Raw genomic sequence first — 14816 nt, 5'->3', positions numbered from 1 at the left:
ATGAGCGAACGGAGAGACGTGGACGACGCGTCGCAAGGGGCGTCGAAGGAGGGTGAGGAGGCCGAGGGCGCGGTGGCGGCCCCGGGGGCCGATCCGCCGGGCATGGGTACGGTGAAGCCGGAGGGCGGCTTCGTCTCAGCCGAGGAGGAGGCGGGCCCCGCGAAGCAGGAGGCCCCCGCGAAGCAGGAGGCGGCCGGCTCGCACTGGGCGCCTCCGTGGGCTCAGGAGCCCGCGCCGGTCCAGGAGACCGCCTCCGTGGGCGGGGCGGGCGGTGGCGCCACTCCTCGGAGCGGGGAGGTACCTGGCCAGGCCGGGGGTGTCTCCGCGAAAGGGGCGCAGAGTCAGGCCGGGGGCGTCTCCGCGAAGGAGGCGCGCAGCCAGGCTGGAGGCGCCTCCGCGAAGGAGCCGCTTGGCCAGGCTGAGGGCGCGTCCGCGAAGGAGCCGAGTGGCCAGGCTGAAGCCGCTTCCGTGAAAGCGGAGGGCGCCGGTCTGGGGGCGGCGGAGGATTCGGGCGGCTCCGGGAAAGGGCAGGGCGTCGGCCCGGTGGCCGGTGGGGGCAGGGTGTCCGTGAAGGGGGAAAGGCGGGCGCCCGGTGAGGAGGTGCCCGTGAAGGGGGAGAGGCGGGGGCCCGGTGAGGAGGTGCCCGTGAGCGGGGGAGGGCCGCAGGAGCCCGGCGACGAGCGCCGGTTGCGGCGGCAGGCGGCGCTGGCGGCCGTGCTGCTCGGCCTGGTGACAGCGGTCGTGGCCGTCTTCAGCACCCCCTGGCACCTGCTGACCTCGGGACCGCCCGACCCGGCCCGCGACTTCACCGCCGCGCAGATCGCCAAATCCCAGGCGTTCGACGCGGCCGTCACCCTGCCCAGCTACGCCTCGCTGGCCCTCACGCTCATCATCGCCGGGCTGTTCGTCGCCACCCCGCTCGGCGCGAAGCTGGTGGGATGGCTCAGAGGCCCCTGGTGGCTGCGGGTGGTGCTGGGCGTCCTGGTCATCACGCTCTTCTCCCAGCTGATCAAGCTGCCCATCTCCATCTGGGCCGAGACGCTGCTGCGTGACTACGGCCTGTCCATCCAGTCCTGGGGATCGTGGTCCGACGACCGGCTCAAGAACATAGGCATCGACGCGTTCATGCTCTGCCTGATGCTGCTGGTGCTCGTGGCGCTGGCCCGCAAGTTCAGGCGCTGGTGGATCCCGGCCGCCGTGGGGGCGTTCGCGCTGACGCTGATCGCGTCGTTCGTCTATCCGGTGGTGTTCGAGCCGCTGTTCAACGACTTCACGACCATGCGGCAGGGCGAGCTCCGCACCGACCTGCTGGCCATGGCCCAGCGCGACGGCGTGCCGGTCGAGGACGTGCTGGTCGCCGACGCCTCGCGCAGGACGACGGCGCTCAACGCGTACGTGTCGGGGTTCGGCGCCACGCGCCGGATCGTCGTCTACGACACGCTGCTCAAGGCCCCGAAGTCCGAGGTCGAGCTGGTCGTGGCGCACGAGCTGGGCCACGCCAAGGCCGACGACGTGCTCTACGGCACGTTCATCGGCGCCCTGGGCGCGGCGCTGGGCGCGATCCTGCTGTTCCTGGTGTTCGACCTGCTACGCCGCCGCACCGGCGTCAGAAGCCTCGCCGACCCGCGCGCGATCGGCGCGGTCCTGGGCCTGATGACCTTCGGCTCGCTGATCATGAGCCCCGCCGAGAACCTGATCAGCCGCCAGATCGAGGCCAGGGCCGACCTGCACGCGCTGGACCTCACGCACGACCCGGCCACGTTCATCGCGATGCAGAAACGCCTGGCAGTCACCAATATTTCAGACTTGTCGCCGGATGCGGTGGAATATGTGCTCTATGCCTCCCATCCATCCAGCCCCGAGCGAATCGCGATGGCCCGCGCATGGGCCAAGCTGAACGGTGTCCCCGTGCGGTGACTCGCGCGGTGACCCGCGCGGTGACCCGCGCGGTGACTCGTGCGGTGACTCGCGCGACGCCCGGCGTGCCCAAGGTGCTCGTCGTCACGAACGACTTCCCGCCCAGGCCGGGCGGCATCCAGTCGTTCGTGCACGGTCTCGCGCTGCGCACGCCGGGCGTGGTTGTCTACGCGCCCGCCTGGCCGGGCTGCGAGGAGTTCGACGAGCGCCAGCCGTTCCTGATCGTGCGGCATCCGACGCGGCTCATGCTGCCGACGCCGGCCGTCGCCCGCAGGGCCGCGCGGCTGGTGGCCGAGCACGGCGTGGAGACCGTGGTGTTCGGGGCGGCGGCGCCGCTCGGGCTGCTGGCGCCCCGCCTGCGCCGGGCGGGCGCGCGGCGCGTGGTGATGCTCACCCACGGCCACGAGGCGTCGTGGGCGAGCGCGCCGGGCTTCCGCGCCGTGCTGCGCAGGATCGGCGGGCACGCCGACGTGGTGACGTACCTGGGCGAGTACACGCGGGGCCGCCTGGTCGCCGCCGTCCCGCCGGGCAAGCTCGTACGGCTGGCGCCCGGCGTGGACGTCGGCCAGTTCCGGCCCGACGTGCCCAAGGCCGAGCTGGGCCTGGACGGCAGGCCGGTGGTCGTGTGCGTGTCGCGGCTGGTGCCGAGGAAGGGCCAGGACCAGCTCATCAGGGCCTGGCCCCAGGTGCTGCGCTCGGTGCCGGAGGCGGTGCTGCTGCTGGTGGGCGGCGGGCCCCACCGCAGGACGCTGGAACGCCTGGCGACGGGGCGGGAGTCGATCAGGTTCACCGGCACGGTCCCGGCCGCGAGCCTGCCCGGCTATTACGCCGCCGCCGACGTGTTCGCGATGCCGTGCCGTACCCGGTGGAGGGGGGTGGACGTGGAGGGGCTCGGGATCGTGTTCCTGGAGGCGTCCGCCACGGGGCTGCCGGTGGTGGCGGGGTCGTCCGGCGGCGCGCCCGACGCCGTGCGGCCCGGCGAGACGGGGCTGGTCGTGGACGGCGAGGACGCGGGCGAGGTGGCCCAGGCGATCGTCGAGCTGCTGACCGACCCGGCGAAGGCCCGCAAGATGGGCGCGGGCGGGCGTGACTGGATCGCCCGCGAATGGGCGTGGGACCAGGTGGCCGCCCGCTTCCGCACCCTCCTCTAGCTAGCCTTTGGTGGCCCCCAGCGTCAGACCGGCGACGAACTGCTTGTGCAGGAGCTGGAAGACGATCAGCGTGGGCAGCGCCACCAGCATCGACCCGGCGGCCAGCAGGTTGTAGTCGGTGAAGAACTGGCCGCGCAGGTTGTTCAGCGCGGAGGTGACCGGCAGCTTGTCGCCCGACGACATGAGCACCAGCGCCCACAGGAAGTCGTTGTACATCCAGGTGAACTGCAGCGTGGACAGCGCCGCCAGCACCGGACGGCACAGCGGCAGCGTCAGCCGCCAGTACCGCTTCCACACCGAGGCCCCGTCCACCAGCGCCGCCTCGGTGATCTCCTCGGGGATCGTGCGCATGAAGTTCGCCATGACGAACACGCAGAAGCCGAACTGGAACGCCACGTGGATGAGGATCAGCCCCAGGTAGGAGTCGTAGAGCGACTGCGAGTCCGACAGCCACTCGGGCAGCGGGACGAGGGTGTAGAGGGTGTAGAGCGGGGTGATGAGGACCTGCGGCGGCAGCAGGTTCCCGGCGGTGAACACGATCAGCAGCGCCTTGCGCCCGGGGATGCGCAGCCGCGCGATGGCGAAGGCCGTGAACGACGCCATGAACAACGTGATCAGCACGCCGGGCACGACGATGATCAACGTGTTGAGGTAGTAGTGGGGCAGCTCGGCCTGCGACCACGCCTGCCCGTAGTAGCCGAGCGTGAGGTGCTCGGGCAGCGAGAAGTAGCCCAGCCGGGCGGTCTCCTCGTACGGGCGCAGCGACGCGTAGACGGCCAGGACGAGCGGCAGCAGCCACCCGAGGGCCACCAGCGTCAGGAAGGCGTGGAGCAGGATCCGCAGCGGCCGCACCGGACGCCGGGACGGCGCCCGCTGCTCCCGGGCCGGGGGAGCGGTGGCCGGGGCCGTGAGCGTCATCGTTCCTCCCGGAACATCTGCGACAGGTACGTGACGATGAACCCCAGCGAGATCACCAGCAGGATCACCGCGATCGCCGAGCCGAACCCGATCCTGCTGGCCTCGCCCACGATGTTCTCGGTGACCAGCACGGACAGCAGCTCCAGCCCGTTCCTGCCCTTGTTGATGGCGTAGACGATGTCGAAGGCCCGCAGCGCCTCGATCACCGTGATGACCAGCACGATCACGTTGACCGGCCGCAGCGTCGGGAACACCACGCGGAAGAACGCCTGCCGCTCGTCGGCCCCGTCGATGGCCGCCGCCTCCTTCAGCGCCGGATCGACGGCCTTCAGCCCGGCCAGATAGATGATCATGACGTAGCCGACGTGCCGCCACCCGGCCGCGACCATGACGACCCAGATGTTGATCGAGCTGTCGCCCAGCCAGTCCACGGTCAGCCCGGTCACCGCGTTCAGCACGCCGTAGTCGGAGGAGTAGACGAGCTGCGCGATGAAGCCCACGACGGCCAGCGACAGCACGACCGGCGTGTAGAGCGCGCTCTGGTAGACGCGCGACAGCCGCAGCCGCCGGTCCAGCAGCACCGCGCAGAACAGCCCGAACGGCGTCGCGACCAGCCCGAGGAAGCCCAGCCACAGCAGGTTGTTGCGGACGGCCGACCAGAACGGCGGATATTCGGCCGCCAGGTCGTGGTAGTTCTGCGCGCCCACCCACTCGATCGGCCCGATGCCGTTCCAGTCGGTGGCGGACAGCCCGACGGAGGCCAGCGTGGGCCCCCAGATGAGGCCCACGTTGACGACGATGGCCACCCCCAGCCCGATGACCAGGATGGTCACGTCGCGGGCGGAGTAGCGACGGGTTTTGACTGCCATCAGCGGAAGATGTTGGCCTTCTGCTTCTCGATGCTCGTCAGCAAGGAGTCGATCTCGCCGGGCTTGCTCACGAACGACTGCAGCGACGGGATCATCACGGTGGAGGCGAAGTCCGGCCGCGTGTCGCGGTCGAGGAACTGCGCGATGTGGGTGGCCTTCGACACCAGTTCGGCACCGCGCTTCTGCAGGGCGCTGTAGCCCGAGGTGTCGGCCTTGGAGTTGGCGGCCAGCGTGCCGGGGTCCAGCCCGGTGGCGATGTTCTGAGAGGCGGCCTGGGCGAAGTGCTTGATCAGCGCCTTGGCGCCGTCCACGTTCTTGGCCTTGGCGGAGACCATGTAGCCGTCGATGGGCGCGTCGATCGAGTCGGTCCCGTACGCCGGGTTGATCTCGGGGAAGGTGAAGAAGTCGAGGTCCGCGCGGTCGGCCTCGGGGAACTGCTGGGCGACGAACATCCCCAGGAGGTACATCCCGGTCTTCTTCTGCGCCAGCGACTGCCCGGCCTCCTGCCAGGTGCGGCCGAGCGCGGCCGGCTGGTGGTACTCCATCAGCCCCCGCCAGGTGTCGAAGACCTGCTTGACCTTCGGGTCGGTCCACGACTCCTTGCCCGCCATGAGCGAGACGTGGAAGTCGTAGCCGTTGACCCGCATGTTGAGGATGTCGAACGTGCCCATCGCCGGCCAGCCGTCCTTGTCGGCGAACGCGATCGGGATGAGCCCGTCGGCCTTCATCTTCTTGGCCAGCGCGGTGAACTCGTCCAGCGTGGCCGGCGGCTGGTACCCCTTCTCCTGCCAGACGCTCTTGCGGTAGAAGACCGCCCAGGGGTAGTACGTGGCCGGCACGAAGTACTGCTTGCCGTCGGTCCCGGTCGACTGGTCCTTGAACGCCTGCGTGTAGTCGCCGCCGATCTCCCGCCACACGTCCGAGATGTCGGTCGCCAGCCCCTGCTCGGCGAAGAACTGCATGCGGTAGCCCGCGAACCAGGTGAACACGTCGTCGGGAGTGCCGCGCAGGTAGCGGTTGATGTTCTCCTGGAACGTGTTGTGGTCCACCGTGTTGACCTTGACCGTGGCCTGCGTGAAGGCCTTGATCTGGGTCTCCAGGGACTTCTTCGGGATCTCGTCGGAGGCGTTGGAGCCGATGGTGACCGTCCCCAGCCCGCTCGCGGACGTGCCGCCGGCGGGGGCCGGGGTGTCGCCGGAGCCGGAGCCGCATCCGACGAGGGCGGCGGGCACGCCGAGCGCGGCGGCTCCGAGCAGAAGATGGCGGCGGGAGATCGGCAGACGTTGGTCCATGATGGGTTCCTCCTAGCCGGACCCTTCAAATTCCCCCGACTTCACTCACTTTCATTCAGGGAAAACCCAACATTTCCAACTGTCAACGCACATTTCTATGACCTTGCCCAGCGGCCACGCCGTGTCATGATGCGATCGAACGGTGGATACACACTCGGCCATCTGCGTGTCGGAACGTGTTGAGATCTGGTGATGCGATGCTCGCCCAGCAGCGTCAGCAGGCGATTCTGGAGCTCGTCAGGCAGTACGGCGGCGTCCGCGTGACCGAGCTGGTGCGCGCGTTCGGCGTCTCCGACATCACCATCCGCCGCGACCTGGAGCTGCTGGCCGAGCGCGGCCTGCTGGCCAAGGTGCACGGCGGCGCCACCAGCGTCGGCTCCACGGACGAGCCGGGCTTCGCGGTCAAGTCGGTGCGCCAGGAGGGGGAGAAGCAGGCCATCGCCCGCCGCGCAGCCGCCTTCGTACGGCCCGGCACCACCGTGGCGCTCTCGGCGGGCACCACCACCTGGACCCTCGCCCACCGCCTGGCCGCCGTCCCGGCCCTGACCGTCGTGACGAACTCGGTGCGCGTCGCCGAGGTCTTCCGCCACTCCGGCAGGGGCGACCAGACGGTCGTGCTCACCGGCGGCGTGCGCACCCCGTCGGACGCCCTGGTCGGCCCGGTGGCGGTGGCCGCGATCCGCCGGCTCAACGTGGACCTGCTGTTCCTCGGCGTGCACGGCATGACCGTCAGGGCCGGCTTCACCACCCCGAACATGATGGAGGCGGAGACCGACCGCGCCCTGGTGGAGGCGGCGAGCCGGCTCGTCGTGCCCGCCGACCACACCAAGTGGGGCACGGTCGGCATCAGCACCATCGCGGAACTACGCGAGGCGGACGTGCTCGTCAGCGACTCCGGCCTGCCGCAGCCGGCCAGGGAGGCGCTGGCCGGGCACGTGGGCGAGCTCGTCATCGCCGAGGGACGCGGCCCTTGCGGCGGGACCTGAGCCGGGGCCTGAACCGGGTCCGGGCACTCAGTGCTTGCCGTCGTAGAGCTCGTCGATCTCCTTGGCGAAGTCGCGCATGACGAGGTTGCGCTTGACCTTGAGCGTGGGCGTCAGGTGCCCGCTCTCCTCGGTGATGTCCCGCTCCAGGATCAGGAACTTCTTGACCTGCTCGGCCTTCGACACCAGCAGGTTCGCCCGGTCCACCGCCTCCTGGACCTGGGCCAGCACCGCCGGGTCGGTCCGCAGCTCGGCCGGGGAGGCCCCGGCGGGCAGCGCCTCCGGGTCGAGGGTGATCAGGGCGGAGACGAAGGGACGGCCGTCGCCGACGATCATGGCCTGGGAGATCAGCGGGTGGGCGCGCAGGGCGTCCTCCAGCGGCCCGGGGGCGACGTTCTTGCCCGCCGCCGTCACCAGGATCTCCTTCTTGCGCCCCGTGAGCCGCAGGTAGCCGTCGGCGTCCAGCTCGCCGATGTCGCCGGTGTGGAACCAGCCCTCGGCGTCGATGACCTCGGCGGTGGCCTCGTCGTTCTTCCAGTAGCCGGGGAAGACGTTGCGGCCCTTGGCCAGGACCTCGCCGTCGTCGGCGATGCGCAGGCTCACGCCGGGCAGGGGCTTGCCGACGGTGCCGATCTTGTTGGCGAACGGCATGTTGACCGTGCACGGCCCGGTGGTCTCCGTCAGGCCGTACCCCTCGAAGACCTCGATGCCGACGCCCTTGAAGAAGTGGCCGAGCCGCTCGCCCAGAGCGCCGCCGCCGGAGACCGCGGCCGAGAGGCGGCCGCCGGTGGCCGCGCGGAGCTTGGTGTAGACCAGCCGGTCGAACAGCGCGTGCTTGAGCCGGAGCCCGAGCGGCGCGCCGGCGGCGGAGGCGCGGCTGGAGGCCATCGCCACGTCCACGGCGCGGGCGAAGATCTTGCCCTTGCCGCCCGAGATGGCCTTCTGCTCGGCGCCGTTGTAGACCTTCTCGAACACGCGGGGCACGCCCAGCAGGAACGTGGGCTTGAAGTCCTGCAGGTCGGGGGCGACGTTCTTCATGTTGGGGGTGTGCGCGATGACCGCGCCCGCCTCGATCAGCACCACCTGGATGATCCGGGCGAGGATGTGCGCCAGCGGCAGGAACAGCAGGGCCGCCGGGTCCTTGGTGCGGAACAGCGGCTCCAGCGGCCCGCGCAGCACGTTGAGGGCGGTGAAGATCAGGTTGTCGTGGGTGATGCGGCAGCCCTTGGGCCGTCCGGTGGTGCCCGAGGTGTAGACGACCGTGGCCAGGTCGGCGCCGCCCACCTGGCCGCGCCGCTCGTGCACGTCGGCGTCGGAGACGTCGCCCGGGTCCGGGGCGCCGTCGACCCGCCAGACCGGCTTCAGCTCGGGCGCGGCCTCGTTGACGGTCCGCTCGTGCTCGTCCAGCTCGACGAACACCGCCTTCGCCTCGCTGTCGGTGAGGATCCACCTGACCTGCTCGACCGAGGACGTCTCGTAGATCGGCACGGTGACCGCCCCGACCGTCCAGATGGCGTAGTCGACCAGCGTCCACTCGTAGCGGGTGCGCGACATCAGCGCGACGCGGTCGCCGCGCGAGATCCCCGCCGCGATCAGTCCCTTGGCCACCTCGACCACCTGGTCGCGGAACTCGGACGCGGTGACCACGGGCCACCCGCCGTCGGTCTTGCGACGCATGATCACGGTCCCCGGCTCACGCTCGGCCCGTTCGAACACGGTGTCGGGCAGGCTGGCGGAGGCAGGCACATCGACCAGGACGGGAACGCTGTACTCGCGCAACGGATCAAACTCCTCTTCGGGGACCGCCTGGACGTTACCGCGTAAAGTTACGAGCGGGTAGGGTCTTAGCGCTCACGCTAGCAGCCGTACTCGTAAGATTTGCCCCATGAGGGTCCACGTCGTCAGTGATGTCCATGGCCGGGCCGACGCGCTGGCCAGGGCGGGAGACGGGGCGGACGCGCTGGTCTGCCTGGGCGACCTGATCCTCTTCGTCGACTACGACGACCACGCGCAGGGCATCTTCGCCGACCTGTTCGGCGCCGAGCGGGCCGCCGAGTTCATCGCGCTGCGCACGGCCAAGCGGTTCGACGAGGCCAGGGCCATGTCCGCGGGCCTGTGGGCGACGCTCGACGGCGACCCGCGCGACCACATCGAACGCCTCGTGCGCTCCCAGTACGAGACCCTCTTCGCCGCCATGCCCACCCCGGCCTACCTCACCTACGGCAACGTCGACCTGCCGCGCCTGTGGGCCGACTACCTCAGGCCCGGCCTCCAGGTGCTCGACGGGCAGGTGGCGGAGATCGGCGGCCTGCGGTTCGGGTTCGTGGGCGGCGGGCTCAGGACCCAGTACCGCACTCCGTACGAGATCAGCGACGAGGAGTTCGCGGCCAAGGTCGAGGCGGTCGGCGAGGTGGACGTGCTGTGCTGCCACATCCCGCCGGCCGTGCCCGAGCTCCTCTATGACGTGGTCGCCAGGCGGTTCGAGCGCGGCAGCGAGGCCACCCTGGCGGCCATCGAGCGCACCCAGCCGCGCTACGCGCTCTTCGGCCACGTGCACAACCCGCTCTACGCGCGCACCCGCATCGGGCGCACCGAATGCGTCAACGTCGGCCACTTCCGGGGAAAGGGCGTGCCTTTCGTCCTCGAATGGTGACCCGGCCTGCGGTGGGCCGCGCCGGGCGATCCACCGCAACGAGGTGGTTCTGCATTACGGTGGTCGCATGGCTGATCGCACCACTTCGAGCACCACCATCAGCGCAGGCCGGCCCGAGGTCATGGCGGTCATCGCCGACTTCCCCTCGTATCCCGACTGGGCCGGGCAGGTCAAGAGCGCCGAGGTCCTCACCACCGACGGGCAGGGCATGCCGGAGACGGTGCGCTTCGTCCTCGACGCCGGGATGATCAGTGACACCTACACCCTCGGCTACACCTGGCAGGACGACCACGTGAGCTGGCAGGTGGTGGAGCCGGGGAAGATGGTCTCCGACCTCCGCGGGAGTTACCGGCTCGCCGACACGGGCAGGGGCACCGACGTGACGTACGAGCTCACGGTCGACCTGAGCGTGCCCATGATCGGCATGATCAGGCGCAAGGCGGAGAAGGTGATCGTGGACACCGCGCTCAAGGGCCTCAAGAAGCGCGTCGAAGGCAACTGAGTTGAGCCCGAGGGTCCTGCTCTTCACAGGGAAGGGCGGCGTCGGCAAGACGACGGCCGCCGCCGCCACCGCCACGCTCGCCGCCAGTCGCGGCCTCAAGACGCTGATCGTCTCGACCGACACCGCCCACTCGCTGGCCGACGCGCTCGACGTCGAGCCCGGCGAGGTCGCGCCCGGTCTGCATCTCCACCAGGTCGACACGCAGAAGTCGCTGGAGCGCCACTGGGGCGAGCTGCAGCAGTACGCCCGGGGGGTGCTCAGCGAGCTGGGCCTCGACGAGATCACCTCCGAGGAGATCACCGTGCTGCCCGGCGCCGAGGAGGTCATCGCCCTGCTGGAGCTGCGCGAGCACGCCCGCGAGGGCCGCTGGGACGTGATCGTCGTCGACTGCGCGCCCACCGCCGAGACGCTGCGGCTGCTGGCCCTGCCCGAGGCGCTCGACTGGCACGTCGGCAAGCTCATGCCGGTCGGCCGCAGGCTCGTGCGGCTCGTCTCGCCGTTCGTGCGCAGCGTCGCCCACGTCAGCGCGCCCGGCGACGACGTCATGAGTGCGGGCGAGCGCCTGCACCGCGGCCTCATGGAGGTGCGCGAGCTGCTCACCGGCGACCACGCCTCCGTGCGGCTCGTGCTCACGCCCGAGTCCGTGGTGCTCGCCGAGGCCAGGCGCACCCTCACCTCGCTCAACCTGTACGGCTACCGCGTCGACGCCGTCATCGCCAACCGCGTCTTCCCCTCCGGCGGCGCCGACGAGTGGCGCGCCCAGTGGGCGGCGGCGCAGTCCAGGTTGCTGGCCGAGGCGGAGCAGTCGTTCGCGCCGCTGCCCATCCACGTCATCCCCTACCTGCCCGCCGAGCCCGTCGGCAAGGACGCGCTGGCCGAGGTGGGCGAGGCGATGTACGGCGAGTCCGACCCGTTCGCCGCCCACACCGTCGAGCCGCCGCTGCGGATGAACGCCGACGAGCTGGTCCTCGCCCTGCCCGGCGCCGACCGCGGCGACGTCGACCTGGCCCGCAAGGGCGACGAGCTGATCATCACGGCCGGGCCGTACCGGCGGATCCTGGCGCTGCCCGCGGCCCTGGCGCGCAGGAAGATCACCGGGGCCGCGCTCCGCGACGGCGTGCTGCGGGTAGGTTTCAGCCCGGGGAGCGAATCCGCGTCCTGAGGAGTTGAGGAGGATGAGCGACCCATACGCAGGGAGGGCGAGATGACCGAAAGCAACACCGGCAACGACAGAGACCCCATCGGGACCGTGGCCGACGAGGCGCGCAAGCTGTTCGAGTCGATCCAGGGCCGGGCCACCCGCCAGGTCGGCAAGAGCGTGCTCAACTCGTTCACCGGCGGCGGTGGCCGCAGGGAGCGCGACGTGTGGGAAGAGGCGGTGTCCGAGCCCCACGACGAGTACATCTGCCGGGCCTGCCCGTGGTGCCGGGCCATCGCGGCGCAGCGCGAGTCGGGCGCCGACGTCACGGGGCACCTGATGGCCGCGGGCGGCGAGCTGTTCGCCGCGTTCCGCGGCGCGCTCGACACCCTGAGCAGGCCCGCCCCCCGCGGGTCGCGCGAGGACTCGTCGGAGCGCCGTGGCAACCAGCAGGACCGCGGCGGCAATGTGGAACACATAGATCTGGGATAGGGAGAAAAGGGGCCAATGCTCACGATCGGTGTCGATATCGGCGGGACCAAGGTGGCCGCCGGTGTGGTCGACGACAAAGGCGTGATCGTCGAACACACACTCAGGCCCACCGCCGCCGACCGCCCCGACGTGGTGGCCGAGACGGTGGCCGACGTCGTCCGCGAGCTGAGCGCGGGCAGGCAGATCGAGGCCGTCGGGGTCGGCGCGGCGGGGTTCGTCGACGAGACCCGTTCGATGGTGCGCTTCGCCCCGAACCTGGCCTGGCGCGAGGAGCCGCTGCAGAAGAAGATCAGCGGCCTCGTCGGCCTGCCGGTGGTGGTCGAGAACGACGCCAACGCCATGGCGTGGGGCGAGAGCAGGTTCGGCGCCGGGCGGGGCCAGTCCTTCGTGGTCTGCATCACGCTCGGCACCGGCATCGGCGGCGGCCTGGTCGTCGACGGCTCCCTCTACCGCGGCCGCTGGGGCATGGGCGCCGAGTTCGGCCACATGCAGGTGCTGCCCGGCGGGCGCCAGTGCGGCTGCGGCAACATCGGCTGCTGGGAGCAGTACGCCAGCGGCCAGGCCCTCGTCAAGGACGCCAGGGAGATCGCCGAGGCCCACCCGGAGCAGGCGAAGATCCTCCTCGGCCTGGCCGGCGGCAAGATCGAGGGCGAGGAGATCACCGACGCGGCCCGGCAGGGCGACCAGGCCTCGCTGGCCGCGTTCGCCAGCCTGGCCGACTGGCTGGGCCAGGGCATGGCCGACCTGGCCTCCGTGCTCGACCCCGGCTGCTTCATCGTGGGCGGCGGCGTCTCCCGGGCGGCGGACCTGTTCATCGACCGGGCCCGCCAGGTCTTCGCCGAGAAGCTCACCGGTCGCGGCCACCGGCCGCTCGCCGAGATCAGGCTGGCCGAGCTGGGCGCCTCCGCAGGGGTGGTGGGCGCCGCCGACCTGGCCAGGCTGCGCTGACGGTCAGGATCGGCACGTACAACGTACGCGGGATGCGTGACAGCGTGCCCGCGTTGGCCAGGGTCGTGGCCGCCATGCGCGCCGACGTGCTGTGCGTGCAGGAGGCGCCCAGGCTCGTCCGGTGGCGGGCCAGGCGCGGGGCCCTGGCCGCCGCGGGCGGCCTGCGCGTGGCCACCCCCGGCCGGATCGGCGGCGTGGCCGTGCTCACCGGCCCGCGCGCCGCCGTGCTGCACACCGAGAGCCACGGGCTGCGGGCCTTCCTCGGCCTGGAACGGCGCGCGCTCGCGCTCGCCGTCGTGGAGGTCGACGGGGCCCGCCTGGCCGTCGGCTCGCTCCATCTCGACCTCAACGGCCCGGCCAGGGTGCACCACGCCGCCGAGGCCGTGGCGCTGATGGAGCGCGCGGCCACCCGGTTCGGGGCGACGATCGTGCTCGGCGGCGACATCAACGAGCAGGCGCACCAGCCGGCCTGGCGCTACCTCGCCGGACGCCTGGCCGACTGCCACGCCGTGGCGCCCAAGGGCGACGGCCTGACGTTCACCGCCGCCCGGCCGTCCGTACGCATCGACGGCGTGTTCGCCGCCCGCGACGCGCGTGTCGTGTCGTGCGGGGGAGTGGACGCCCCGATCGCCGATCTCGCCGGGGCCAGTGACCATTTGCCTGTTGTCGCAGAGTTGCGAGTTGGGCACTAACGGGCAAGACCGGCCCCCCAGCCCGTAGCATTTGCTCATGACCCGTCGCTATCAGCGGCGTGCGCTCTCCTTCATCTTGGCGACGTCCGTGGCCTTGACGCAGGTCACGCCCGCCGCGCATGCCGAACCCCGCCGCCCCTCCACCATGGAGGCGTGGCAGCAGTCGACAAGCGTGCGCCTGCAGGCCGACGGTTCACTGTCCGACGTGCTGGCCGTCTCCTCCAACGACGTGTGGGCGGTCGGCCAGCAGGAGATCTGGGACGTCTGGAAGAACCGGGGCACCATCCGCCACTGGAACGGCAGCGGCTGGTCCGAGATCTCCATCCGCGACGCCACGGCGGCGGGAAGCCTGCGCGCGCTGGCCGTGGCCGGGCCGTCCGACGTGTGGGCGGTGGGCGACGGGCACGACGGGCTGCCCTACCTGGCCCACGGCGACGTCGGCGGCTTCGACCGGGTCAGGCCGCAAGGGCTGCGGGCGGGAGACTGGCTCGGCGGCGTCGACGCCAAGGCGGGGCGGGTCGTGGCGGTCGGCAGCCGCGACAAGCAGGGCCTCATCCTCACCGGCCAGGGCAACTCCTGGAGTGTCCAGCAGACCAAGGAGAAGGGCGCGCTCTACGCCGTGGCCGGCGGGTTCGCCGTCGGCGACACCGGCTCCGCGCCGCTGATCGTGCACAACTCGGGCGGCTCGTGGAAGTCCATGCCGGTGCCCTCGATCCCCGGCGGCTACCTGCGCGACCTGCAGGTCGACAACGCCAAGCGGGCGGTGGCCGTCGGCGGCGTCTACCACGGGCCCGGTGACGTCTCGCCGCTCGTGCTCACCTGGAACGGCAAGCGCTGGAGCGAGCAGTCGGTGCCGGTCGCCGACGCCCGGCTGTACGGCGTCACCGGCGACGGCAAGGGCCGCTACTGGATCACCGGCTACGACCCGGCGCGGGCCGCCGAGCCGTTCATGCTGCGCTGCGAGAAGGGCGAGTGCGCGACCATCCGCGGCGGGGCCAAGCAGGGCAGGAGCAGCGTACGCCTCCAGGCCGTGGCCTACCTGCCCGGCAAGGGCATGGTGTGGGCGGTCGGGCACGCGGTGGACACCCGCGACCGCTACACCGACGTGGTCGAGTCGTTCGCGCCCAAGACCACCACCGCGAAGTCCTAGCGGCGGCCCCCTAGAGCCAACGCCGTTCAGTTAGGGCTGGGGTAGCGCGTCAAGGGCTGGCCGGGATCATGTTGATGCTGATGGTGGCTTTGTAGGTGGTCCGGTCGATGG

Annotated in this window: 14 protein-coding genes; 10 read left to right on the top strand and 4 right to left on the bottom strand. The window is 71.2% G+C overall.

Annotation, left to right across the window (positions count from 1 at the left end; translation table 11 throughout):
- The gene (locus tag ABZS69_RS57190) at positions 1-1917 is read left to right on the top strand and encodes a M48 family metalloprotease (RefSeq protein WP_355390122.1); all 1917 of its coding nucleotides are present in this window, start codon (positions 1-3) and stop codon (positions 1915-1917) included.
- 65 nt (positions 1918-1982) lie between these two features.
- Positions 1983-3068 carry a glycosyltransferase family 4 protein gene (locus ABZS69_RS57185; RefSeq protein ID WP_355390311.1) on the top strand — a complete coding sequence of 362 codons (1086 nt, stop codon included), beginning with the start codon at positions 1983-1985 and terminating at the stop codon, positions 3066-3068.
- Here ABZS69_RS57185 and ABZS69_RS57180 read toward each other — a convergent pair whose 3' ends face one another.
- The 3 genes from ABZS69_RS57180 to ABZS69_RS57170 are packed head-to-tail and all read right to left on the bottom strand — an operon-like array spanning position 3069 to position 6147.
- The gene (locus ABZS69_RS57180; RefSeq protein ID WP_355390120.1) at positions 3069-3986 is read right to left on the bottom strand and encodes a carbohydrate ABC transporter permease; all 918 of its coding nucleotides are present in this window, start codon (positions 3984-3986) and stop codon (positions 3069-3071) included.
- Positions 3983-4855 carry a sugar ABC transporter permease gene (locus ABZS69_RS57175; protein ID WP_355390118.1) on the bottom strand — a complete coding sequence of 291 codons (873 nt, stop codon included), beginning with the start codon at positions 4853-4855 and terminating at the stop codon, positions 3983-3985. The genes ABZS69_RS57180 and ABZS69_RS57175 overlap by 4 nt, the downstream gene beginning before the upstream one ends.
- The gene (locus tag ABZS69_RS57170) at positions 4855-6147 is read right to left on the bottom strand and encodes an ABC transporter substrate-binding protein (protein WP_355390116.1); all 1293 of its coding nucleotides are present in this window, start codon (positions 6145-6147) and stop codon (positions 4855-4857) included. Before ABZS69_RS57170 ends, ABZS69_RS57175 begins: the two co-directional genes overlap by 1 nt.
- Before the next feature lie 197 nt (positions 6148-6344).
- Here ABZS69_RS57170 and ABZS69_RS57165 point away from each other — a divergent pair, with 197 nt between their 5' ends.
- Positions 6345-7133, top strand: coding sequence for a DeoR/GlpR family DNA-binding transcription regulator (locus tag ABZS69_RS57165; protein ID WP_355390114.1), 789 nt, complete (start codon positions 6345-6347; stop codon positions 7131-7133).
- A gap of 27 nt (positions 7134-7160) precedes the next feature.
- Here the strand turns inward: ABZS69_RS57165 and ABZS69_RS57160 are convergent, their stop codons facing one another.
- A complete protein-coding gene (locus ABZS69_RS57160) occupies positions 7161-8909 on the bottom strand; it encodes an AMP-dependent synthetase/ligase (RefSeq protein ID WP_355390112.1) in 1749 nt (582 codons plus the stop codon).
- A gap of 106 nt (positions 8910-9015) precedes the next feature.
- Between ABZS69_RS57160 and ABZS69_RS57155 the strand changes: the two genes are divergently transcribed.
- The 7 genes from ABZS69_RS57155 (at position 9016) to ABZS69_RS57125 (ending at position 14705) form a co-directional block, all read left to right on the top strand.
- Positions 9016-9783: a metallophosphoesterase gene (locus tag ABZS69_RS57155; protein ID WP_355390110.1), complete on the top strand. Its 768-nt coding sequence runs from the start codon at positions 9016-9018 to the stop codon at positions 9781-9783.
- Between the two features lie 67 nt (positions 9784-9850).
- Positions 9851-10285 (top strand): SRPBCC family protein, encoded by a 435-nt coding sequence (locus ABZS69_RS57150; protein ID WP_355390109.1) that lies wholly within the window; start codon positions 9851-9853, stop codon positions 10283-10285.
- A 1-nt stretch (position 10286) separates the two neighbouring features.
- Positions 10287-11447: an ArsA family ATPase gene (locus ABZS69_RS57145; protein WP_355390107.1), complete on the top strand. Its 1161-nt coding sequence runs from the start codon at positions 10287-10289 to the stop codon at positions 11445-11447.
- 42 nt (positions 11448-11489) lie between these two features.
- A complete protein-coding gene (locus tag ABZS69_RS57140; protein WP_355390105.1) occupies positions 11490-11915 on the top strand; it encodes a DUF5304 family protein in 426 nt (141 codons plus the stop codon).
- 15 nt (positions 11916-11930) lie between these two features.
- On the top strand, positions 11931-12863 hold the full coding sequence (locus ABZS69_RS57135; RefSeq protein WP_355390103.1) for an ROK family glucokinase: 933 nt from the start codon (positions 11931-11933) through the stop codon (positions 12861-12863).
- A 32-nt stretch (positions 12864-12895) separates the two neighbouring features.
- Positions 12896-13555 (top strand): endonuclease/exonuclease/phosphatase family protein, encoded by a 660-nt coding sequence (locus ABZS69_RS57130; RefSeq protein WP_355390102.1) that lies wholly within the window; start codon positions 12896-12898, stop codon positions 13553-13555.
- Between the two features lie 37 nt (positions 13556-13592).
- Positions 13593-14705 (top strand): hypothetical protein, encoded by a 1113-nt coding sequence (locus tag ABZS69_RS57125; RefSeq protein WP_355390100.1) that lies wholly within the window; start codon positions 13593-13595, stop codon positions 14703-14705.
- Positions 14706-14816: the final 111 nt, after the last annotated feature.

The organism is Nonomuraea sp. NPDC005650, assembly GCF_040605375.1.
Lineage (GTDB): Bacteria > Actinomycetota > Actinomycetes > Streptosporangiales > Streptosporangiaceae > Nonomuraea.
The sequence above is the reverse complement of the archived record's forward strand: the minus strand, read 5'-3'. Positions and strand labels throughout refer to the sequence as shown.

Excerpts from the sequence above, each read along its gene's own strand:
- ABZS69_RS57190 (WP_355390122.1), top strand. The coding sequence starts at position 1 with ATGAGCGAACGGAGAGACGTGGACGACGCGTCGCAAGGGGCGTCGAAG.
- ABZS69_RS57180 (WP_355390120.1), bottom strand. The coding sequence starts at position 3,986 with ATGACGCTCACGGCCCCGGCCACCGCTCCCCCGGCCCGGGAGCAGCGG.
- ABZS69_RS57175 (WP_355390118.1), bottom strand. The coding sequence starts at position 4,855 with ATGGCAGTCAAAACCCGTCGCTACTCCGCCCGCGACGTGACCATCCTG.
- ABZS69_RS57170 (WP_355390116.1), bottom strand. The coding sequence starts at position 6,147 with ATGGACCAACGTCTGCCGATCTCCCGCCGCCATCTTCTGCTCGGAGCC.
- ABZS69_RS57165 (WP_355390114.1), top strand. The coding sequence starts at position 6,345 with ATGCTCGCCCAGCAGCGTCAGCAGGCGATTCTGGAGCTCGTCAGGCAG.
- ABZS69_RS57155 (WP_355390110.1), top strand. The coding sequence starts at position 9,016 with ATGAGGGTCCACGTCGTCAGTGATGTCCATGGCCGGGCCGACGCGCTG.
- ABZS69_RS57150 (WP_355390109.1), top strand. The coding sequence starts at position 9,851 with ATGGCTGATCGCACCACTTCGAGCACCACCATCAGCGCAGGCCGGCCC.
- ABZS69_RS57140 (WP_355390105.1), top strand. The coding sequence starts at position 11,490 with ATGACCGAAAGCAACACCGGCAACGACAGAGACCCCATCGGGACCGTG.
- ABZS69_RS57135 (WP_355390103.1), top strand. The coding sequence starts at position 11,931 with ATGCTCACGATCGGTGTCGATATCGGCGGGACCAAGGTGGCCGCCGGT.
- ABZS69_RS57130 (WP_355390102.1), top strand. The coding sequence starts at position 12,896 with ATGCGTGACAGCGTGCCCGCGTTGGCCAGGGTCGTGGCCGCCATGCGC.
- ABZS69_RS57125 (WP_355390100.1), top strand. The coding sequence starts at position 13,593 with ATGACCCGTCGCTATCAGCGGCGTGCGCTCTCCTTCATCTTGGCGACG.